The sequence below is a fragment of the Candidatus Binataceae bacterium genome, from assembly GCA_035508495.1.
GTDB lineage: Bacteria > Desulfobacterota > Binatia > Binatales > Binataceae > JASHPB01.
Window position 1 is genome coordinate 1 of sequence record DATJMX010000023.1, and the last position, 20,826, is coordinate 20,826.

General features: G+C 60.5%; 26 protein-coding genes. 7 read left to right on the top strand and 19 right to left on the bottom strand.

Annotation, left to right across the window (positions count from 1 at the left end):
• Positions 1-773, top strand: a 773-nt coding sequence (locus VMA09_07800) for a sigma 54-interacting transcriptional regulator (GenBank protein ID HUA33493.1), incomplete at its 5' end; no start/stop codon positions are given.
• Positions 774-1,509: 736 nt separating this feature from the next.
• Here the strand turns inward: VMA09_07800 and VMA09_07805 are convergent.
• From VMA09_07805 to VMA09_07840, 8 genes are all read right to left on the bottom strand, one after another.
• The gene (locus VMA09_07805; protein HUA33494.1) at positions 1,510-1,878 is read right to left on the bottom strand and encodes a hypothetical protein; all 369 of its coding nucleotides are present in this window, start codon (positions 1,876-1,878) and stop codon (positions 1,510-1,512) included.
• A gap of 18 nt (positions 1,879-1,896) precedes the next feature.
• Complete coding sequence (locus VMA09_07810) at positions 1,897-2,028, bottom strand: hypothetical protein (protein ID HUA33495.1); 132 nt, start codon at positions 2,026-2,028, stop codon at positions 1,897-1,899.
• A 314-nt stretch (positions 2,029-2,342) separates the two neighbouring features.
• Positions 2,343-2,654, bottom strand: coding sequence for a hypothetical protein (locus VMA09_07815; protein HUA33496.1), 312 nt, complete (start codon positions 2,652-2,654; stop codon positions 2,343-2,345).
• Positions 2,655-2,743: 89 nt separating this feature from the next.
• Positions 2,744-3,322: a GrpB family protein gene (locus VMA09_07820; protein HUA33497.1), complete on the bottom strand. Its 579-nt coding sequence runs from the start codon at positions 3,320-3,322 to the stop codon at positions 2,744-2,746.
• A gap of 8 nt (positions 3,323-3,330) precedes the next feature.
• Complete coding sequence (locus VMA09_07825; protein HUA33498.1) at positions 3,331-3,540, bottom strand: type II toxin-antitoxin system VapB family antitoxin; 210 nt, start codon at positions 3,538-3,540, stop codon at positions 3,331-3,333.
• 306 nt (positions 3,541-3,846) lie between these two features.
• Positions 3,847-4,872 (bottom strand): LLM class F420-dependent oxidoreductase, encoded by a 1,026-nt coding sequence (locus tag VMA09_07830; GenBank protein ID HUA33499.1) that lies wholly within the window; start codon positions 4,870-4,872, stop codon positions 3,847-3,849.
• A 20-nt stretch (positions 4,873-4,892) separates the two neighbouring features.
• Positions 4,893-6,077 (bottom strand): acetyl-CoA C-acyltransferase, encoded by a 1,185-nt coding sequence (locus tag VMA09_07835; GenBank protein ID HUA33500.1) that lies wholly within the window; start codon positions 6,075-6,077, stop codon positions 4,893-4,895.
• A 117-nt stretch (positions 6,078-6,194) separates the two neighbouring features.
• Positions 6,195-6,917, bottom strand: coding sequence for a lysophospholipid acyltransferase family protein (locus tag VMA09_07840; protein ID HUA33501.1), 723 nt, complete (start codon positions 6,915-6,917; stop codon positions 6,195-6,197).
• Positions 6,918-7,261: 344 nt separating this feature from the next.
• Here VMA09_07840 and VMA09_07845 point away from each other — a divergent pair, with 344 nt between their 5' ends.
• The 3 genes from VMA09_07845 (at position 7,262) to VMA09_07855 (ending at position 9,644) form a co-directional block, all read left to right on the top strand.
• Entirely contained in the window at positions 7,262-7,825 is a 564-nt protein-coding gene (locus VMA09_07845; GenBank protein HUA33502.1) for a hypothetical protein, read from the top strand.
• A gap of 102 nt (positions 7,826-7,927) precedes the next feature.
• Complete coding sequence (locus VMA09_07850) at positions 7,928-8,512, top strand: helix-turn-helix transcriptional regulator (GenBank protein ID HUA33503.1); 585 nt, start codon at positions 7,928-7,930, stop codon at positions 8,510-8,512.
• A 106-nt stretch (positions 8,513-8,618) separates the two neighbouring features.
• Entirely contained in the window at positions 8,619-9,644 is a 1,026-nt protein-coding gene (locus VMA09_07855) for a DUF1646 family protein (protein ID HUA33504.1), read from the top strand.
• A gap of 6 nt (positions 9,645-9,650) precedes the next feature.
• Here the strand turns inward: VMA09_07855 and VMA09_07860 are convergent, their stop codons facing one another.
• Positions 9,651-10,748 carry a hypothetical protein gene (locus tag VMA09_07860; protein ID HUA33505.1) on the bottom strand — a complete coding sequence of 366 codons (1,098 nt, stop codon included), beginning with the start codon at positions 10,746-10,748 and terminating at the stop codon, positions 9,651-9,653.
• Positions 10,745-11,572: an alpha/beta fold hydrolase gene (locus VMA09_07865; GenBank protein ID HUA33506.1), complete on the bottom strand. Its 828-nt coding sequence runs from the start codon at positions 11,570-11,572 to the stop codon at positions 10,745-10,747. Before VMA09_07865 ends, VMA09_07860 begins: the two co-directional genes overlap by 4 nt.
• Before the next feature lie 115 nt (positions 11,573-11,687).
• Between VMA09_07865 and VMA09_07870 the strand changes: the two genes are divergently transcribed.
• Positions 11,688-12,569, top strand: coding sequence for a VOC family protein (locus VMA09_07870; GenBank protein HUA33507.1), 882 nt, complete (start codon positions 11,688-11,690; stop codon positions 12,567-12,569).
• On the opposite strand, the gene VMA09_07875 is transcribed toward VMA09_07870, so the two are convergent.
• The 5 genes from VMA09_07875 to VMA09_07895 are packed head-to-tail and all read right to left on the bottom strand — an operon-like array spanning position 12,566 to position 16,578.
• The gene (locus VMA09_07875) at positions 12,566-13,345 is read right to left on the bottom strand and encodes a DUF2182 domain-containing protein (protein ID HUA33508.1); all 780 of its coding nucleotides are present in this window, start codon (positions 13,343-13,345) and stop codon (positions 12,566-12,568) included. The genes VMA09_07870 and VMA09_07875 overlap by 4 nt on opposite strands.
• A gap of 18 nt (positions 13,346-13,363) precedes the next feature.
• Positions 13,364-13,966, bottom strand: coding sequence for a DUF1326 domain-containing protein (locus VMA09_07880; protein HUA33509.1), 603 nt, complete (start codon positions 13,964-13,966; stop codon positions 13,364-13,366).
• Between the two features lie 18 nt (positions 13,967-13,984).
• On the bottom strand, positions 13,985-14,692 hold the full coding sequence (locus tag VMA09_07885) for an SDR family NAD(P)-dependent oxidoreductase (protein ID HUA33510.1): 708 nt from the start codon (positions 14,690-14,692) through the stop codon (positions 13,985-13,987).
• Positions 14,693-14,715: 23 nt separating this feature from the next.
• On the bottom strand, positions 14,716-15,912 hold the full coding sequence (locus VMA09_07890; GenBank protein HUA33511.1) for a CoA transferase: 1,197 nt from the start codon (positions 15,910-15,912) through the stop codon (positions 14,716-14,718).
• A gap of 21 nt (positions 15,913-15,933) precedes the next feature.
• The gene (locus tag VMA09_07895; GenBank protein HUA33512.1) at positions 15,934-16,578 is read right to left on the bottom strand and encodes a glutathione S-transferase family protein; all 645 of its coding nucleotides are present in this window, start codon (positions 16,576-16,578) and stop codon (positions 15,934-15,936) included.
• Positions 16,579-16,702: 124 nt separating this feature from the next.
• On the opposite strand from VMA09_07895, the gene VMA09_07900 reads away from it, so the two are divergent.
• Positions 16,703-17,446 (top strand): SDR family NAD(P)-dependent oxidoreductase, encoded by a 744-nt coding sequence (locus tag VMA09_07900; protein ID HUA33513.1) that lies wholly within the window; start codon positions 16,703-16,705, stop codon positions 17,444-17,446.
• 4 nt (positions 17,447-17,450) lie between these two features.
• The gene (locus VMA09_07905) at positions 17,451-18,056 is read left to right on the top strand and encodes a 2-hydroxychromene-2-carboxylate isomerase (protein HUA33514.1); all 606 of its coding nucleotides are present in this window, start codon (positions 17,451-17,453) and stop codon (positions 18,054-18,056) included.
• Positions 18,057-18,068: 12 nt separating this feature from the next.
• Here the strand turns inward: VMA09_07905 and VMA09_07910 are convergent, their stop codons facing one another.
• From VMA09_07910 to VMA09_07925, 4 genes are all read right to left on the bottom strand, one after another.
• On the bottom strand, positions 18,069-18,515 hold the full coding sequence (locus tag VMA09_07910; GenBank protein ID HUA33515.1) for a universal stress protein: 447 nt from the start codon (positions 18,513-18,515) through the stop codon (positions 18,069-18,071).
• Between the two features lie 53 nt (positions 18,516-18,568).
• Positions 18,569-19,327, bottom strand: a complete 759-nt coding sequence (locus tag VMA09_07915) for an enoyl-CoA hydratase-related protein (GenBank protein HUA33516.1) — start codon at positions 19,325-19,327, stop codon at positions 18,569-18,571.
• A gap of 87 nt (positions 19,328-19,414) precedes the next feature.
• Positions 19,415-20,176: a DUF3313 domain-containing protein gene (locus VMA09_07920; protein ID HUA33517.1), complete on the bottom strand. Its 762-nt coding sequence runs from the start codon at positions 20,174-20,176 to the stop codon at positions 19,415-19,417.
• An 89-nt stretch (positions 20,177-20,265) separates the two neighbouring features.
• Complete coding sequence (locus VMA09_07925) at positions 20,266-20,805, bottom strand: hypothetical protein (GenBank protein HUA33518.1); 540 nt, start codon at positions 20,803-20,805, stop codon at positions 20,266-20,268.
• Between the last annotated feature and the right edge of the window lie 21 nt (positions 20,806-20,826).

Consider the following 20,826-nt stretch of genomic DNA (forward strand, 5'->3'; position numbering starts at 1 on the left):
AGCATCTGCTCGAGAGCGAGCTGTTCGGACATCGCCGCGGCGCATTCACCGGCGCGATCAAGGATCAGCCAGGACTCTTTCGGGCCGCATCGGGCGGCGTCATCTTCCTCGACGAAGTCGGGGAGATGCCGCTCGGGATGCAACCCAAGCTGCTGCGCGTTTTGCAGGACGGCGAGATCATCCCGGTCGGCAGCACACGTCCCGAGCAGGTCGACGTGCGAGTATTATCGGCCAGCAATCGCGGCTTGAAAGAAGCAGTCGCGGCAGGGACGTTCCGCGCCGACCTTTACTATCGGCTCGCGGCTTTTCCGATAAAGCTGCCGCCCTTGCGCACGCGCTCGGGTGATGTGGCCCTGCTGGCGACGCGCTTCGTATCAGTTGCCGCCGAACGCCAGCACCGACGCGTTCCTGGTATCGATCCGGCGGCGATGACGATGCTCGAAACATACGGATGGCCGGGGAACGTGCGTGAGCTGCAAAACGAGATCGAACGCGCAGTTGCGCTCACGCGTGATGGCGAAAATATCAAGGCCAGCGTACTGTCTGAATCGGTGAAAGAAGCACCGGTCGTAGTGACCGAGAAGGCACCCACGGGCTCAGCGCAGAAGCCCCTCCAGAACGGCAATCTCAATGATGCGCGCGCGGAATTCGAAGCCCGCTACATCTCGGACGTGCTCGCACGCAACGACGGCAACGTCACTCACTCAGCCAAAGCGCTCGGCATCTCGCGAATCTCGCTTCAGCGAAAGATGAAGGAATACCAGATTCGCTGATCGCGTCGGCTATCGAACCTCAGCCGTTAATCTGACTCCAAAAGAACAAAACGGGCGACGAGCCGCACTATTGACGTTCCGGCTTCATACCTGAACCGCTGCGTCACCTTCGGCGCGGTGGCGCCACCAGGCAACGCCAGAGCAGATTACTGCACCTGCAATACAGTTCAGCGGAAAGAATACACTTGGAGCGAGTAGCACGACCCGCGGCGTCCAGCCTGAAATCCAAAGGATCCCGAGGAGCCCACCTGTAAAGAAAGCCCCGCTTAGGCAGCCGCGCCACACGGCCGACAGTGGCTCTTCATGTTCATAGCCTGATGAGATCGCGCCAATCACGCCAATTGCGATTAGTACCCAGTAGGCCGCAGCCGAGGACCCAAGCGCAATGCCTGTGATCAAGCCGTAGATCAGCGGCGCTATCACTACCGCGAATATTTTGAACCCGAGGGAGCGCGTTTTGAACAAACGGATCGCTCGGCGGGTGTCGCGCGCTACGTCACTCCTGCTGGGGGCCTTCACACTTGGAGCTCCTGCTCGTTCCTTCAACCGCTGCTCACTTTCCTCTCTGACTCTTTGAGATATGCCACAGTCAAGTGCGGTCTAAATGACGTAGGATGAAGGAATATCAGATTCGCTGATCGCGTCGGAAATCGATCCTCAGGCGTTATTTCTGATTTCAAAAGAAAAAACGGGCGGCGATTTCGCGCCACCCGTTTTGTACCAGCCATCGAGAATGTTACGGCAGGCAGTCGTTGGTGTCTTTGCAGGCGCCCGGCGCGCACGATGCGCAGACGGTGCATGAGCCGCTGAAGGTTTTAACGTGGCCGATCGTCTGCCAGCCCACGGGCGTGACGTTGCTGTATAGGAAGCTGTTCACCGAGACGGTGGCATCGTTAACGTTGTTGGTGCCATCGACGCACGACCAGCCGCCCGTCAACGCGATATCACCAGCGGGGCACTCGACGTTGATATTGAAGCCCCCATCGCCCTGCGAGACATTGTTGGTGCTGCAAGTGACGCCGATCGTAAGCGAGGCCGGCGGCGGCGTCTGGCTGATCGTCTGCAGATACTCGAGCTTGGGGATGCAGGAGTTGGCGTTCTGCACGACGCGAACGTTGGGGAATCAGGGGAACGCGAAGATATTCACGCACATGTAGATCGTCCCCGTGGTCGGTCCCGGCGGCGGCGGCGGCGCGGCCTGCACCTGTATCGCCGGCATAATCAGTAACGCGGCCGCTAACAGTAGCTTTTTCATAATCCCTCCCGCTTGTTTGCTCACTTCAAGGTGAGTCGGCTTTTGCCCCTTTTGGCCATCCAAATTTTGCAAATGACCATTTATTTCTAGCTTTGAGAGATTTTCATGACAATTTATAAAATTGCTTATTTTTGAGGGCGTAGAGCAAGCTAAGACGCTCATAGTAATTCGGAGAGTAGCGATATTCACTGGTGGCGATGCCGATGAATGGGAACACGTCGCCCGGCGCAGGGCGCGCGTGAGCGCGAGCGCAATAGAACGCCTGATGCGACGGCGGCCTGGCGCCGCTACATCAGGCAGTTATGACGGATTAGCTAATTGTCGAGCGTAGCGGAGCCGGCGGAATCGTCGCGGCGGCGCGATAGGGCAAGATTCGCGACGCGGCGCACCCTTCCGGCATGACGCGGACGGTCGGCCCCGTTCAGCCCAAGATTTCGACGCTCGATTTGACTGGGAGTCTTCTTGCGAAACTTCCCGCTGAGCGGCACCTCGGTTTCAATCAGGATGTCTACATGGAGGATGCGGCCGAAACGCAGTCCTCTGACACTGCCCGCCAGCCATTCGTATCCATGCCAAACCCAGATCGGGTCACCTGCCTGGAGAGCTACTCCCTCTTCGGTAGTCATGTGCGTGCCTCCCTCAAGGTGCGCGTGGCGACATTACCATTCCGCCGTCGCGAGGCAAATTGGGCGGATTCAGGCGAAATTCCGAGTTTTCAGCGAATCTTCGCCTGCGCTCGCGTCAAGATCTCGGCGACAACTGCGGTCTTCGCGTCGGCGTAATCCTGCGTGTACTTCCATTTTTCCTCGGCCAGCTCGCGCTTGGTCCGCTCATAAAGCTCGCGATCGGCATCGTCGACACGCAGCCAATCACGAAACGCGAGCATCCGGCTGATCTCCTCGCATCCGGAAGTATAGACATGGAGGTTCAACTCGATGTCGGGACCTTTGAACATCCGATGCTGATTCCAGTCGGGCTCGCGAATCCGCAAAACGTAACCGGCGGCTTCGAGCGCCGGCACGTACGAATTCTCTTTCGATGAATCCGCAACTTCCAAGATGATGTCGATGATCGGTTTCGCCGCGAGCCCCGGCACCGAAGTCGATCCCGCATGCTCGATGCGAAGCGCGCGGGCACCGAGCGCCGCCCTGATACGCTCGGCCTCGTGCTGAAACATCAGCGGCCACTGCGGATCATATTCGACGAGCCGAATATTCCGATCGAGCGGCTTCAACTCGCCGACATGAGCGGCACGCATCTCAGCCTCGCGCGCGGGATCCTCTTTCCACGCCATTGGGGTGGTTACCGATCGGCGCTGAGTCCGTCACGTCGCTTCGCCTTGAGATCGCCGTCCCAAGGAAGCTTGCCGCGCAAGTCCGCCATCTTTTCCTGACGCTTCAGCTGGACGATCAGTCGCAAACCTCGCTCGACTGCTTCGCGCTTGGTCTTCGCACCGGACGCAAGCATCACCCTTTTCATCAATGCCTCATCGATTGCGATAGTGATGCGCATCGATTTAATGAGCCTCGTAAAGAGCATTGACCGCCGACACTCCGCAAGCAAAGACCTCAGCAGCTAAAAAAGGAAGGCGCTTCGCGCGATGTCTGGCACCTGCTACCTCGGGGCCTCCAAGATCCCTGCACTTCGCTCGGGGTGACACAGAATACGACTCAGTTTGTTTACAGAAGCCCCGGGCTGCATCCTTGATTGACGGCCCGTGGTGTGGCGATGACTCAACGCTTCCAAACTTTTGGTACGAAATAAGAAAGGGCCGCTCGAGAACGGCCCTTTCTTTCGGACTTTGATTTGACTGTCAGTTTACAGACACAGCTCCGCCATCAGATCGATTGCGTTGGGGGCGCCGCCGATCAGCAGCGTCGAGGCTTTGCTGGCTTTCCACTTTTGCACCTGGTCGCGGATTCTTTCTTTCGGGCCGACCAGCGATAGCGCATCAACCAGCGCATCGGGAACGGCGGCGGTTGCTTCCTGCTTCTTGCCGTCGAGGAAGAGATCCTGGATCTTCTTGGCCGCGTCGCCCCATCCCTGGCGCGTCACGTGATCGTTGTAGAAATTCTTGCTGCGCGCGCCCATGCCGCCGACGTAAAGCGCGATGCCCGGCTTCAACGAATCGCGCGCCGCCTGCACGTCGTTGTTCAGGACGACGTTGATCGACGGAACTACCTCGAAATTGCTCCAGCTCTTGCCGTTGCCGGCCTTCTTGAAGCCTGCCTCGATATTGCCGACGAACGATTCGACGCCGTCGGGCGTCGTCCACACCGGGATAAATCCATCAGCGACTTCCGCCGCGGTCTCGATACCCTTGGGCGAGATCGTCGCGGTGTAGATCGGAATATCGGCGCGGCCGTGCAGGATGCTGCGCAGCGGCTTGCCGAGGCCCGACGCGCCCGCGCCCTTGTACGGGAGCTGATAGTACTCGCCCTGAAATTCGACCGGCTTCTCGCGGCTGAAGATCTGCCTCATGATCGCGATGTACTCGCGGGTACGCTTGAGCGGCTTGCCGTAGGGCTGCCCGTACCATCCCTCGATGACCTGCGGGCCCGAGGGTCCGAGCCCCACGATCATGCGTCCGCCCGACATCTGGTCGACGGTCATCACCTGCATCGCGCACATCGCGGGCGTGCGCGCCTGCATCTGCATGATCGCGGTGCCCAGCTTGATTTTCCTGGTATGCGCCGCGATCCAGGCAAGCGGGGTGATTGCGTCGCTGCCCCAGGCCTCGGCCGTCCACACCGAGTCGTAGCCGAGGTCCTCCGCACGTTTAATCCGCTCGATATCGATTTTGATCTGCGGTCCGAATCCCGCTGCCATTACTCCAAGTTTCATCTTGTTATCTCCCTGTTAGCTCAAGCCACTTCGAAAAGGCCGGCGGCGCCCATGCCGCCACCCACGCACATCGTGATTACCACGTATTTGACGCCGCGCCGCTTGCCCTCGATGAGAGCGTGCCCGACCATCCGCGAACCACTCATACCGTAAGGATGGCCGATCGAAATAGCGCCGCCGTTGACGTTGAGGAGCTCATCGGGGATGCCGAGCTTATCGCGGCAATAGATCACCTGGCAGGCGAACGCCTCGTTGAGCTCCCACAATCCGATGTCATCCATCTTGAGACCGTTGCGCTCGAGCAGCTTCGGCACCGCGAAGATCGGTCCGATACCCATTTCGTCGGGCTCGCATCCCGCGACTGCCATTCCGCGGTAGATTCCAAGCGGATGAAGTCCGCGCTGCTCGGCCTGCTTGCGCTCCATCAGCACGCACGCCGACACACCGTCGGAAAGCTGGCTCGCGTTGCCGGCCGTGATAAATCCGCCCGGTCCCTTGACGGGCGGCAGCGAGGCCAGGCCATCGAGCGTAGTACCGGGGCGGTTGCATTCGTCGCGTTCGAGCGTGACCTGCTGCTTGGTCGTCTCGCCGGTCTTCTTGTCATCGAAGCGCTTGGTCACTGTGGTCGCGATGATCTCGTCGTTGAAGAGGCCCTTCTGCTGCGCCGCGTAGGTTCGCTCCTGGCTGTGAAACGAATATTCGTCCTGCGCCTCGCGCGAGATCTTGTAGCGCTTGGATACGACTTCGGCCGTGTCGATCATCGACATGTAAATTGCGGGCGCGCGCTCGAGCACGATCGGATCGGCCGCGCGGAAGGGGTTCATGTGCGCGTTCTGCACCAGGCTTATCGATTCGACACCGCCCGCGACGACGGTCTGCATCCCATCGACCATGATCTGCTTGGCCGCCATCGAGATGCTCATCAAGCCGGAGGAGCATTGCCGATCGACGCTCTGCCCGGCAACGCTGACAGGCAATCCTGCCGCCGCAACGCACTGGCGCCCGACATTGAAACCCTGCGTGCCTTGTTGGAGTGCCGCACCCATGATCAGATCGTCGACCTCGCCGGGTTCGATCTTGGCGCGCTCGATCGCCGCGCGGATAACCGGCGCCGCCATCGACGGCGACTCGGTGTCATTGAAGGCGCCGCGATAGGCCTTGCCGATCGGCGTGCGGGCCGTGGAAACGATAACCGCTTCTCGCATGATGTTACCTCTAGTCAGGCCGGCGGCATGCGGGATGCGGCGAGCCCTTGATGGACTGCATAGTCCCGCGCTTAAGCCACGTTGGCAAGTAGATGGGCGAGTTCAGGGAAGTTGCGGCTAGGCCTGGGCGGAGGCGCGGATTTCGTCTTCAAGGCGGCGGGTCAGCTCGGCGCGATCGGCGCTGTGAAGACCCTCGGTCGGAATCGGCCGGCCGATGCGGTAGCAAATTTCGCCGCCGGGAGTGACCGTCAGCGCCTTCCTGGGGAACACTTGGCCCGAGCCCGTGATCGCCATCGGCACCACCGGCCGTTTGCCGAGGATCGCCAACCACGCCGCGCCGTCATCGAAGGTATGTACGGCGCCGTCGTTGAAGCGTTCGCCCTCTGGAAAAATCGTGACGATCCAACCCTCGCGCAACGCCTCGACGGCGCGGCGAATCGAGCGGCCGCCGTTGTCACGATCGATCACGATATGTTCCGAGCGCGCCAGCGTGTATCCGACCGCGGGAATCTTGAGCAGTTCCTTCTTCGCCACAAAAAGCACTTCGACCGGGAAATACGCGAGCATCGCGAACACGTCGAAGAAGCTCTGATGATTTGCGACCAGAACACAGGATTTGAATCCGGCGAGGTTCTCAAGACCCTCGAAGCGGACCGTGATCGCGCAGGTCCGCACGATGAGCCACGACCAGAAACGTACCAGCCGCGCGACGATACGATGCTGCTGCGCGGAGACAGCGGCAATCGCAAACGGCGCAATCAGTGCCGTATAGAGGATCGACAAAAGTGTCGCGACGGCGCCCCACGCGAGCCGGATTGGGTTGACGCTCTCGTCCGTCACGATTTCATCCTTAATGAAACTACATCGTTAATCCAGCTTTGAGATGCAACTCCGAGCGCTGTCACACGGGAGCGGCGGGCAAATTTTGCGAGGGCAGCCGTCAAAAGTGAGCATTTTAGCGACATTCGATGGCTATAAAATAGCTTTGACAAACATCGATGGGCTCTCTTATGCAGCAAAGGCTGTACGCCGACGCCTATCGTGCTAAACATAGTCACAAGCTGAGTCTGAGAATTAACGATTTGTCAACTCGACCGAAACCTCTTCCTCCCAAGGCGAATCGTCAGCCGCAAGCAAATTCCGTTGATGGGAGAACCGCCAAGGGCCTGCGGATCAGGGCCGAGATGCGCGAGCGCATCCTCGCCGCCTACATGAGCCTGATGCAGCAGGGCGTGCCGACGCCGACCGCGAGAGAGATCGCCAAACGGGCGAAGCTTTCGGTGCGGGTTATCTTCAAGCACTTCACCGATCTGACATTGCTGCGCCAAGTGGCAATCGAGCGAATCCCCGCTCTGTCGCGCACCTTCTTCTCGGATGGCCCGCGGGCCAACATGTCCGCCGACGAAGGCTTGCGCAACTTTATCGGCCGCCAGACCGCGATGTTCGAGGTAGTCGCCCCGTTTCGGCGGGCCGCCTCAATGGTTGAATATAACGATCCGTTCGTAGCGGCGGTGATGCGGCAGGTGCGCGAGGCCGCCGTGACAGATATCGCCAACGCGATCGGCCCGGAGCTAAAAGGGCTGCGGGGCGCGCAGAGGCGCGAATTGCTGATGATTTTGCACACCTTATGCGCCTGGCCTTCGTGGGAGGCGCTTCGCTCGCATCACGGTCTGCCCGTCCCCGCGGCGCGGCGAATCATGACTCGGGCCGCCTCTGCGATCCTCTGCGACGCCCTCAAGTCCAAATGAGCCTTGGGCGATTTGTGCACCGGCAGTGCACGCTTCTTGACGCTGGCTGGCACATAGATTAACTTCCGGGCCAGATTGCGATTTGGCCTGGAACGTCGGCGCTTGCGCCGCCGAATCGCGACGAGAGAGCAGTTTGACTCTGTTCCGGGGGGCTGGCTGTTCGAATCGTCAACATTCCACCTGGCCTTGAAGTTTTCGGAAAACGGGCTGAACTCAACCAACGGTGGCAAAGTTGCGATGAAACAATCCGCTAGCAAGCACGATTTCTCCAATCTCAGCGATACTTTGAAGACCTGGCGCAATGCCACGGGACTGACCCAGCGTCAGGTCGCCCAGGAGATCGGCGTCAAGCCAAGCTATGTCGCCTACCTCGAAGCCGGGGAAAGGCAACCCTCGCTGGCGCTCGCGCTGAGGTTGGCCGATCTCATGAAGGCCGACCCGGTCAAGATTTGTGTCGCCGCCCATCCTGAGCTCGAAGAAATCTTGAGCAACGAGCCCAAACCGCCTTCCAACCAGAACGATACCTGGAAGCGCTTCATCACCGAGGCCGCGCTCATCAAGCGCCACCACATTACCGAAGAAGAATTGGGCGTGCTTAAAGAGGTTAACCGTCTCGTCAAAGTAAAGAAGCCGCGTAACCTTCTGTTTATTTTGAATTCGATTCGCCAGGCACTCGCGAACGATTAGCAGCCTGCGCGGCCGGCCGGGAGCCGGTTGCCGTTGGTCAGGCGACGGTTGGCCCGCGCGTTTGCCGAGTTGCGAGAGCCGGACATTGCTGCATTAGTGCTGAAGCATGTTTGCGGCCCTCGCTGCCTTGGTGACCGTGATCGTAGTTCTGCTCGGTCCGATTCTCGTCAAGCCAATCGAACGGAACGTCGAGCTCTTCTTCCTGGCGGCCGGAACTGTTGCCGCCGTTATTTCAGGACGGATGAGTTTTGGCCTCGTTCGGAGCGCGCTGTTCGAACCATTGGAACTGACTTGCGCGGTGCTCGTCTTTGGCATCGTGTTTCGCCTGTTGAGGGTCAAGCTCGATCGGATCTTCGCCCATGCGATCCGATCGCTCGGCCAGCAATGGCTATGCTTCGGACTCACGATCGCTCTGGGTCTGCTGTCCGGCTTCATCACGGCGGTGGTCGCGGCGTTGGTTTTTGCCGAAGCGATCTCGCTACTCAAGATGGACCGACCTTCTGAAATTGCCGCGACCGTGTACGGTTGCTTCGCGATCGGTCTCGGCGCTGCCATCACGCCGCTTGGAATGCCGGCCAGTACCCTGGTCCTCGCCGCGCTTCACGCCGACTTCTGGTACCTGGCGCGCCTTTTGTGGCCGTTCATCGTGGGTGGAACCGCGCTCGTCGCCATCCCCGTTCTGTTCCTTGAGAGCAACCATCACAAGGCCCGGCTTCATTTGGCCGCCGAGGATGGCTGGAGCGTCGTGCTGATCCGTGCCGCGAAGGTCTATTTCTTCATCGTCGGATTGGTTGGCCTCGCTGCCGCGATCAGGCCAGTTGTCGATATTTACCTGCGGCATCTTCCGGCCGTGATTCTGTTCTGGCTCAACACGATTTCGGCCGTTGTCGATAACGCGACGCTCGCCGCAGTCGAAATCGGTCCTGCGCTGAGCGTCAGTCAGCAGCGGTTCGCGATGATGGGGCTGCTGATCAGCGGAGGGATGCTCATTCCCGGCAACATCCCGAACATCGTTGCGGCCGGCCGTCTCGGAATCTCGAGCGGCGAATGGGCCGCGCACGGCCTCCGCACCGGTGCGCTCCTCTTGCTCCTTTGCTTTGTAATTCTTGTCGTTATGTCGTTCGGATTGTGAGCTGAATCATGAGAAAGGTGACGAGCGAGCCTTGCCGCCGGGGCCGCTGTAGGTCGCGGTGTACCCGGGCTCATGCACGAATTCGGCCGCCGGCATCTTTGCGCAGAGATCCTGCCACGCCGCGATCGTTTGATCCTCAGCGCGATAGTCGAACGGGTCTTGCAGGATCTTCTCCTCAGGCCCGCGCGGTGCAAGCGGATTATCCTTGAGCCATCGCGCGGTAATCGCCATGCCTTCTTCGGGCGCGACAACGTCGGCGTATCCAAGCTGCTGGCGGATCTTGCTGAGATCGAACACCCGATGGGTGGTCGCGGCCTGCGCGATCATCGGGCGCGCCGAAATCGCAAATCGCCACGGCATCGACACGATGTCGATATCGACGCCGAGCGTGTGCACAATAATCTCGATCACCTGGCGCAGCGTCAGAACGTGCTCGTCGCCGCAGTTGTAGATTTGCCCCGCTGAGGCTTTCGGATTGTCGACCGCGAGCAACACCGCGTGCCCCGCGTTCTCGACATACTGTGAATGACTCAGTGACAGTCCGTCCTCGGGAACGATAATCGCGCGGCGGCCGTCGAGGATTCGCCGCACGATACACCATTCGCGCGGCGCGACCTGGTACGGGCCGTAGAGAAACGGGTAGCGAAAATGGCTGGCATCGCGATGCCGATCGAAGACCGCGATCTCGCTCCGTGCGACGCGCCAGCCCTTCGCATCCTCGCTTTCGACGGGAACGATCGGCGCATCTTCGCGCGTCGGCACCGGCAGCCCCTGCGGATACAGCACTCCCGGATTCATGTAGCCGCGATAGGCGGGCACGCCGCCGATCGAGATGAACTTGCCGGTGCGCCCTGCCATCACTTCCGCGATCCGCCGCAGCCGGCCGTAGGTCGCGACGGTCAGATCGAAGGTGCGATTCCCGAGTGCGCCGCGCACCGCCTCATCGGAAAATGGATCGGTGTGAATGTGCTCGACGGTATCGGGGATTTCGGCAAGCTCGTGACGCCCGCTATGCATCATCGCGACGCGATAGCCGCGGCGCAGCAGGCCATTGACGATAAAGTGACCGCTCGGTCCGGTCCCGCCGATTACCAGCGCGTTCACGGTCGATGCCCGGCGATAAACTTCGCGATCGCGTCGTGCGAGTCTTGCGGCTTCTCCATCCAGAAGCAGTGCCCCGCGGGTTCGAGCAGCACGAACTCGGAGCCTGCGATCTTCTCCTTCAGGATGCGCGAGTTCTCCCAGGAGATTAGCGCGTCGTCCTTGCCGGTGATGACAAGCGTCGGACACCGAATCTGTCCGAGGCGGTCGTAGGTATCGTGCTCGCGCGCAGCCTTCATGCGATGCGTGAAGCCGGTGTTATCGATCGGCCGCTGACGCCGCGACTCGATCATGTTCGTGATGATTTCGGGATGCGTCGCAAGGTACCCCTTGCTGAATGCCGCCTCGGCCAGCGCCTTGCCCCGCTCTTCCGCGCTCATGGGCTGCGTCGAATACGCGCTCGCGAGCGGCCCGCCTGTGAGCGCGACCGCGTTCGGACCTCCAGGCGTCGTGCATCCGAGCACCAGCGAGATGACTTTCTGCGGATGCCGAATCGCGAACTCCTGCGCGATCATTCCACCCATCGAAACGCCGATGATATGCGCCTTGGCGATACCGACGTGATCCATCAACGCCGCGGTATCGTCGGCGAACATCGCCATGCTGTACGGCATGTCCGGCTTTTCGCTGAGACCCGAGCCGCGCTGATCGAACGTCAGCACGCGATACTCGCCTGCGAACGACGCTGCGATTCCCGTGAACATCGATTGATCGCCCTGCGCCCCGTGAATCATCACGATCGGCGTGCCCGATCCGCGAAGCTCATAAGCCAGCTCAACACCATTGATACGCGCGCGTTCCATCGGCATTTCCTCTGATGCCGACATACACCAGCCTCGCATCTTCGGGAAAGCGCGCGGGCAAAAATTCAGTTTTGAATCGCCACGATTCTGGCCTATGCTGCCGCTAGGACATCAACCATTAGCCAGTACGGAGGCTCATATGGCCGCCACATATGACCGCACTGTAGAAGACCTTGGCAATATCGTCGCGCTCGAGCACGTCAACATCACGGTGCCCGATCAGGATCTCGCGACCTTGTTCTATGTCACCGGTCTCGGCCTGACCCGCGACCCCTACATGATGGTCAGCGTCAGTAACATGTGGGTAAACATCGGGCGCAGCCAGTTTCATCTGCCGACCAGCAAGCCGCAGTTGATTCGCGGCCATGTTGGCATCGTCATCCAGAGCCGGGCCGCGCTGCTCGAGCGCCTGACGCGACTGCGCAAACGCCTCGGTGAGACGCGCTTCGATTTCTGCGAGATGGAAGGTTACGTCGAAGCCGTATGCCCGTGGGGCAATCACTTCCGATGCTACGAGCCGCGCGAGCAGTTCGGGCGGACCACGCTCGGCCTGGCGTATGTTCAGTTCGATGTGCCGCCCAACAGCGCGCGCGGTATCGCGGGCTTCTACTCGGCTTACATGGGAGCACCCGTGCAACTCGGCCGCGACGGTCGCTCCACGGCAGTCTCCGTCGGCGCCAATCAATCGCTGCTGTTCAGCGAAACCGACGCGCCGCTCGGCCCCTACGACGGCCATCACATCCAGATTTACGTGGCGAATTTTTCCGGACCGTATCAGGCCCTTCAGCGCAGAAGCCTGATCAGCGAGGAAAGCGATCAGCATCAGTACCGCTTCAAGGACATCGTCGATCTCGAGACCGGCAAGTGCCTGTATCAGCTCGAGCACGAGGTCCGCAGCATGCGCCATCCGCTGTTCATGCGCCCGCTCGTCAATCGCGATCCCGAGCAGAACATCATGAACTATTCGCCGGGCCGCGACGCTTGGATCTCAACGATGCCGCGCGCGAACGGCGCGCACTAGGCACGCAGGGCAAGCAGGACACCGCCGGCGATTAGCGATGCGCCGGCGATATTCGCGATCGCGCGCGGATACGGCACGAGCTTTTCGATCAGCACAAAAGCCGTGAGCGCTGCGACCCAGGTGAGATTCATCACGCCTGCGGCGAACAGCAAGAGCATCAGCATCCAGCAGCAGCCGACGCAGAACGAGCCGTGCTCGAGTCCCATCCGAAACGCGCCGCCCGCGCCGTCGCGCCAATGCGTCATGAAAAATGAGACGGGCGACTGGCAATGAAAGAGACACGCCTGCTTCATCGGCGTGAGCTGATATATTCCGGCAATGACCAGAATCGCGGCGCCAACAAGGCTCGACGTTGACATCGCGTTGGAAAGAATCGATGCACGCTGCAGCACAGCCTGCGCGATCGTCGCGACGGCGCTGAATATTGTCCATACCGCGAAATATCCAGCCGCAAACAGCCACGCTTTCGCGATCGCACCGGTGCCGTGGCCGCGCGCGATTTTCGCGTAGGTCAGGATCATCGGTGCGGCACTCGGCAGCATCATCGCCACCATCATCACCGCCCACATCATGAAGACGATCCAGAGCTCGACGACGCCGGACGGCATCGGTGCGGCGATTCGAGCGGCGACCTCGCCGAAGTCTGACGCCGACATCGGCATCCGCACCAGGTAGAGCCAAGACAGTGCGGTCAGCGCGCCGAGCTCGACGAGGATCAGCGTGCGATCGCGCGCGGGCAGAGCCGAAATCGCGCCGAGTCGTTCACTCGATTCCATCGCGCGCGAGTGACCCGCTCAGTTAGACCATGAGATCGGCGCGAAGTGACCGTTGCGGCCTGAGTTTTCGAACTCAAGCGAATGATCCTTGTAGTGACTCGACGTCCCTTTCGCCGCTGCTATTTTCGTTGAAGCGGGATGGACGATGTTCTCAAACCAGATCTGTCCCGCGCCGCGAATGCCCTCGATCGTTACGTCGGCGACGTTGGGGATCGCCACGTGGAACTGCTTGCCGTCGCCGCTGTAGGAAATCTGGACCGCCTTCGTCGGAAGAACATTGGCGATCATTGGTCCAAATAGCGACGGCGGACCACCCGCGGCTCCTGTGAAAATCGTCTCGAGCGCCGCGCGCTGCTCTTCACTCGCACTCGCGTCAACATAGACGGCCAGAGTGCCGCCGCCTTTCGCCATCGCCCCCGGAGTCGTAAGCGCATGCACGGCGTTCAGTCCCGAAATATCAACCTTGCCGTAGTTGCCCTGCTTGATGTGAAACGCCAGCACCACGTCGCAATGGCCTTCGGTCGGCCGCGCCTGCGCCGCCGATAGCAGGCACGGGCACAGGACCTCGCAGTTGCACGACTCGAAGTACTCACCCTCGATGCGCCATTTCTCGTTGGCCATGTGATCCTCCTGTGAGTTTCACCAGGTCTCGCCGAATGGTCTTATCTCTACATTGAATGACCACGCAGATCGATCCTGGTGCGCCAGGTGCCAAATCTCGTTGGCGATCGCCGCCGGCTTGATGAAGAACTCGTCGCGCGCGTCGGCAAATCGTTTGCGCGTCCATTCGAGATCGATAACGGCGTCGATAATGACGTACGCGACGTGAACGCCCTTGGGCCCGAGATGGCGCGCCATCGATTCGGCGAGAATCCGCTGCGCCGCTTTGGTCGGCGCGAATCCGGCGAAGCCGGCCTTGCCGCGCAGCGCCGAGGTGTTGCCGGTCGCGATAATCGCGCCCTCGCCCGCCGCGATCATCGCCGGAGCAAGGCGCCGCGCGAGATGAAGCAGCGCCATGGTGTTGACCTGGAAGTTGCGATTCAGCACGTCGGGCTCGATCTCCAGGAAATTGCCGAAAGCACCGCCGACCGCATTGTGAATCAGCACCTTCGGCGCGGCGAGGTCGGCTTGGATTGCGTCGAGGGTCGCGCCAAGGCGAGCAACGTCCCTGACGTCGCACGGAAACGCTCGCGCGCCATCGATCTCGCGCTCCAGATGTTCGAGCCGCGCGCGATCGCGCGCGATCATCGCAACGGAATATCCGCCCTCGGCGAAGCGGCGAACAATCGACGTGCCTGTGCCAGGCCCAACGCCGGTCACAACTGCTACTGGTCGAGTATTGCTCATCGGATGAACCTCTTATGCGAGCGTCACTTCGTTGATCGATCTCGCGTCACACCGGCGCGCGCGAACTGCACGATCGCCTGGGCGTCGTATCCGAGTTCTGAAAGTATCGCGGCCGAATCTGCGCCGAGCGCTGGCGCCATCTCGCGAATCGTCGAAGGCGTGCGATCGAAACGCGCCGCCGGGCGCGGCATCCGCACGCGGCCCAGCGCCTCGCTTTCGATCTCAACCAGCGTGCCGTTCTCGCGTACCTGCGGATCGTCCAGGATTTCGATCCGCCGCAACACGGCCGCAGAGGGAACGTCGTTTTCCAGCAGGCGCGGCAGAATCTCGGCCGCGGTCCATTTTTCCAGCTCCGCCGATACGATCTCGCGACGCGCAACCGCGTTGACGGTGCGATCGCGTGCAGTCCTGAAACGTGGATCAGTAATGAGATCCTCGCGGCGCAGCGCGCGGCACATCCCGGCCCATTCATCGTCGGAAAGCGCGCCGGCAGTGACATAGCGATCCTGCGTCGCGAAGACGAGATCGGGACCCATCTCGCCGTCGGACGGATCGGTCTCCTCGCCGACATAAGTGAGACTCGGCATCGCCTCCGGCCAGAGGTACGCGATCATTGCGTCAAGCATTGCGAGCCGCACGTGCTGGCCTTCACCGCTACGCTGCCGCGCGAAGAGCGCCGCCGTGATCGCCTGCGCCGCAGTGAGCGCGGTCGTGTAGTCGGCGATAATCGTGCGCACCATCCGCGGCCGTCCCGTGTCGCGCTCGCGCTGAATATCCGCGAGGCCCGACAGCGCCTGGATAACCGGATCGTACGCGCGCTGCTCGACATACGGGCCGGTCTCGCCAAATCCGCTGATCGATACATAAACGATATCGGGCCGCGCCTTGCGCACATCACTCTCGCCGAGCCCGATACGCTCGGCGGTGCCGGGCCGGAAGTTGTGAATGAACGCGTCGGCGGTCGCGATCAGCTTGCGCAGGATCGCGAGCCCGTCGGGAGTTTTCAGATCGATCGCGAGCGAGCGCTTGTTCCGATTGCAGCACAGGAACGTCGCCGTCATCCCGCGCGGGCCGCCGCCGAAGTGACGCATCAGCTCGCCGTGCAGCGGTTCGATCTTGATAACCTCGGCGCCCTGGTCTGCGAGCATCATCGTCGCAACCGGACCTGCGACCATACTGGTCAGATCGAGAATGCGCACGCCGCTCATCGCACCCGCCATAATTCATTCCTATGCGCCGCGTCAGCGGCTGATTTGCATGAAGTTGCGTTTGAGCGCCGCCTGGTACGCGGAACGCTGCGCCATTCGATGTTGATAGCCGGCGATCGGTTTCGGCAGCACGATTCCACAATAGACGGCCCAGTCGAGACAGGTCATCAGCAGGATATCGGCCGCGCTGGGCAGATCACCAAACAGATACGGCCCCCCGATACAGATTCGCTCGGCCATCGCATCGAGATTGTGCGCGAAGTACTGCTTCGCGGACTCGATTGCGACTGGCGCATCGCCGTAGGTCTGCTTCAAATCAGAATGACGCCGCACCACGTACAGCGATCCCGCATCGAGTTCCGTCATGATGAAGAAGCACCATTCATTTAGCGCGGCGCGGCTCTTCGCGTCGCACGGAATATAAAACTTACGGGGGTCGCCGAAGGTCTCGACCAGGTATTGGACTATCGCCGCGCTTTCGGTGACGATGAAATCGCCATGGCGCAGAGCGGGAATCTTGTGGCGCGGATTGATGCGCTGATAGTCGTCGCGCAGGGTCTCTCCGGTGCGCGGCTGGATCGGCTGCGTCTCATATTCGAGGTCGAGCTCGAGGAGCATCCAATGCGCCCGCATCGTGCGGCTGGTGCCAACGCCCCACAGTGTCAGATCATGCGCCATCGTGGTCCGGGCCTCCTCAACAGAATCGCGCTTGCTTCGATAGTTGCAGTTTGAAACTATCGAATCCAGTGCTCAGTTCTAAAATGGAACTTTATAAAGACTCCCGCCTGACGGAGGTACTCGCTTGGAACGCAGGAAGGCAACCGCGGTAGTTATCGGCGCCGGAGATTACATCGGCGGCGCGATCGCCAGGAAGTTCGCGCTCGAAGGATTCATCGTCTATGCCGGCCGGCGCCAGGGCGACAAGCTCGCGCCGCTTGCCGAGGAAGTCGCCAGGCAAGGCGGAATCCTCGAAGGGCGCGCCCTCGACGCGCGCAAAGAAGAAGCGATCACTGCATTCATCCAGGAAGCGGAAGCACGTGCTCCGCTCGAGGTATGCATCTTCAACGTCGGGGCCAACGTCAACTACCCGCTGCTCGAAACAACGGAGCGTGTATTCCGCAAGGTATGGGAGATGGCCTGTTACGGCGGCTTTCTGAGCGCGCGCGAGGCTGCGCGCGTGATGCTTCCACGCGAGCGCGGATGCATCTTCTTCACCGGTGCGACGGCGAGTATGCGCGGCGGCGTGGGTTATTCTGCATTCTCTGCAGCGAAGTTCGGACTACGCGCCGTCGCCCAGAGCACTGCGCGCGAGCTCGGTCCGAAAAACATCCACGTAGCGCATTTGATCATCGACGCCGGCGTCGATACTGCATGGGTGCGCGATCGCATTCGGGAGCGCGAAGGCGACGACGCCATGAAGAACTTCGACACTTCGCGCCTGATGAGGCCGGCCGCCGTCGCGGACTCATACTGGCAGCTTTATCAGCAGCCGCGCGATGCGTGGACATTTGAAATGGAGATTCGCCCCTTCGGCGAGAAATGGTAGTCACATGGCAAAAGTAGAATTTCATTTCGACTTCGGCAGTCCGAATGCGTACCTCAGTCATCTCGTAATTCCAGAAATAGAAAAACGAGTCGCCGTCAAATTCGAGTATGTTCCGATCCTGCTTGGCGGCGTATTCAAGCTGACGAACAACCGCTCGCCGGCGGAGACGCTGCGCGGAATCAAGAACAAGCCCGAGTACGAGCGCCTCGAGACCCAGCGTTTCATCCGCCGCCACGGAATCAAGCGCTATACGCCCAATCCGTTTTTCCCGGTCAACACTCTCGTGCTGATGCGCGGCGCAATCGCGGCGCGCAAGCTGGCAATCTTCGAACGTTACGTCGATGAGATTTACCGGCACATGTGGGCCGACCCGAAGAAAATGGACGATCCTGCAGTCATGCGCGCAGCGTTCGAAGAATCCGGCTTCGACGTCACTCAATTCCAGAAGCTGATTGAAACGCCAGAAGTGAAAAACGAACTCCTCGAAAACACCAACCGCTCAGTAGAACGCGGCACCTTCGGCGCCCCAACCTTCTTCGTCGGCAACGAAATCTACTTCGGCAAAGACCGCCTCCGCGACGTGGAAGAGGAAATCATCGCGAGGCGTTAGACCACAGGCGCTTCAAGCGGTTGGCCGCACGGTGAGGACCGGGACGTGCGATTCTCGGACGATCTTTTCCGCGACGCTTCCGAGCACGAGGTGCTTGAGCCCCCGTCTTCCATGCGTGGCCATCACGACGATATCAGCTCCTACGGCGCTCTCCTGTTTGATGATCGAAGGTCCGGCCTCGCCCATCTGAACGATCACCTGGCAGGTCAACTGCTTGGGGAGCTCGCTCATCATCTGGTGGATCTGCGTTCGTGCCAGTTGGAGTTGAGAATCGTAGAGCTCGCCGGCGCCCAAGCCGCCGATCGCGCCCTCGCTTGTGAGCGGATTGATTTGCACAGCGTGGAAAACGTACAACGTCGCGCCGCTGCTCAGGGCAAGAGCGGCGGCCTCTTTCAGCGCTTGAGCCGAGAATTCATCGAAATCTATCGGACACAAGATTCGTTTGTACGGGAATGACATAAGCGATTTGCTCCGCGCCGCTTGTTTGCGTTCCGGACTTCGACAAAATCCTTCTATTTCGACTTCCAGTCAGGGGGGCGCTTTTCGGCGAAGGCCTTGGCGCCTTCGCCGGCGTCTTCGGTATCCACTAGCCACTTGTAGGATTCGTGCTCGAGACGCAGCCCGTCTGCGAGCGGCAGATCGAGGCCGCGAAATACTACTTCCTTGATTTTCTGCACGGCGAGCGGCGCGCTCTTGCAAATCTCCATCGCGATTTCCTCGCATCGCGACATCAGTTGCGGCATCGGCACTACGTAATCGACCAGACCGAGGCGATGCGCTTCCTGCGCGTCGATTCTGTTGCCGGTGTAGAGCATTTCGAGCGCGCGGCCGAGCGGGATAAGCCTTGGCAGGCGCTGCGTGCCGCCGCCGCCCGGGAGCCATCCGAGCCGCGCTTCGCCGAGGCCGAATTGCGCATGCTCCGCCGCGACACGAATATCGCAAGCGAGCACCTGCTCGAGGCCGCCGCCATTGGCGTGGCCGTTGATCGCCGCGATGATCGGCTTTCTCAGTTCGAGCATCACCGCATAGGGCGTTCGTGCGCCCTCGCGCCCCGTGCGATCGACATAGTTAGACTTGATATCACTGCCGGCGCAGAAAGCGCGTTCGCCCGTGCCGGTGAAGATCGCGACCCGCAGCGCGCGATCGTCACGGAACTCGCTCCAGATGTCAGTCAGGAGGCCGTAGGTTTCGAAGTCGCACGCGTTCAGGCGCTCGGGCCGATTGATCGTGACGTAGGCGATCTCAGCTTTCTTTTCGAAGATTACTTTCAAAACAGCACCTCCTCGCGGACGGCCGCAAGGAGGTACTATATCACTCCGATGCTTGAACAGATCGCCGAAGCGACCTGCTCACTCGAATCAGTTCGATGCGGTTGCTGTCGGGAAGTTGCCCTGCTGAAACTGCTGGAAGCGCGTCGCGATCGCTTCAGACCAGAAGTCCATGGCGTTTTGCGCGTCGCCCCACTGGAATGACGCCGCACTCTTGATGCCCATGCCACCGGCGCGCTTGTCGACCGCCTCAGCCAGCAGCGCACCGGTCTGCGAATCGGTGGCCTTCAGCTCGGCTTCAGCGGAGCCGACGAACGCATAGCTGTCGGTCGCAAGCGACTGCGCCATGTTGAGCACCCGCGCTTGCGGGACAATCACCGAAATCGTTCGCAAACCGGGGACCGCCGTGGTCGCATCCATCAGTGCCACTTGCAGCCTGACCACTCCCGGTCCCGGCTGATCGACAATAGTAAAGTTCTTCGAAAGATTCGTTTTGAGCGAGTTGTAGAAATACGTCGTCAGCACCTGCTGATCGGCCGTCGACACCTTGGAGTCGGCCGAGGCCCAGAACTGCACGGGCTCGAGCAGAATCTTGTTGTAACTCGACCAGGCAGCATTGCGATCCACGTACGCGAGCGCGGCGCCGCCTTTGGGCCCAGGCTGGAGCTTCGACGCGTCGGCCCCCAGGAAACCAGTTATGTCGGGAGGCAGTGTCCCACCGGACTCGACGGCCTGAACAGCGGCCGGCTTGCTCTCAACCGTAGTCGAACAACCTGCCATCAACGCCATCGTCGCCAGCGCTCCCACGCACAGCGCTGCTGCCACCCTTTGTCGAAACAACCCGTAATCCATTGCTTCTCCTCCTTGCGCACGGCAAGTACCATGCACCGCGAGTGTCTTGCAAACCGCGTCCCAAGTAAATGAGGCTTTGGGCCAATAGCTCAGTGGGTCAGGACTGTAGCATTTTCCGTCGGCTGGGCAGAGAGATGGCGCGGCGCGCGATGGAGAAAGAACAGCTCGAAGAGGCGGCCGTCGGCGGTCACCTCTCCCAGCTCCCAGATCGAAAACATCGGGATGAATGCGATGAACATCACCACTACCCGCGCGAGAAATACGGCCGCGCCGGTCTGCTCGATCTCGTGGATGATCTGCTCGACGTTCATTCCGTGCACGAATCCCGAGACGAAGTGCTCGGCCAGGTTGAAGGCCAATACGAACAGGCTGAAGGTGAAAGTCTTGTACAGCGTCGGGACGATCAGCGGCCGCTCGCGAAATCTCTCACCGATATGAAGCATGTCACCGAGCAGGATGACTTTGGCGAGGATCATCGCTTCAATCAAACTGTAGCCGAATTCGAAATAGTCAATCTGATATTGCGCCAGAATCAGCCGACGATAGGTCGCGAAGCCTTCGAAGAATAGAAAGAGGAAGAGCGCAACGCCGACGTATTTTTTCGTCTCACTGATCAGTCGCTGATTCAAATGACCAATCCCCCCTCGGGC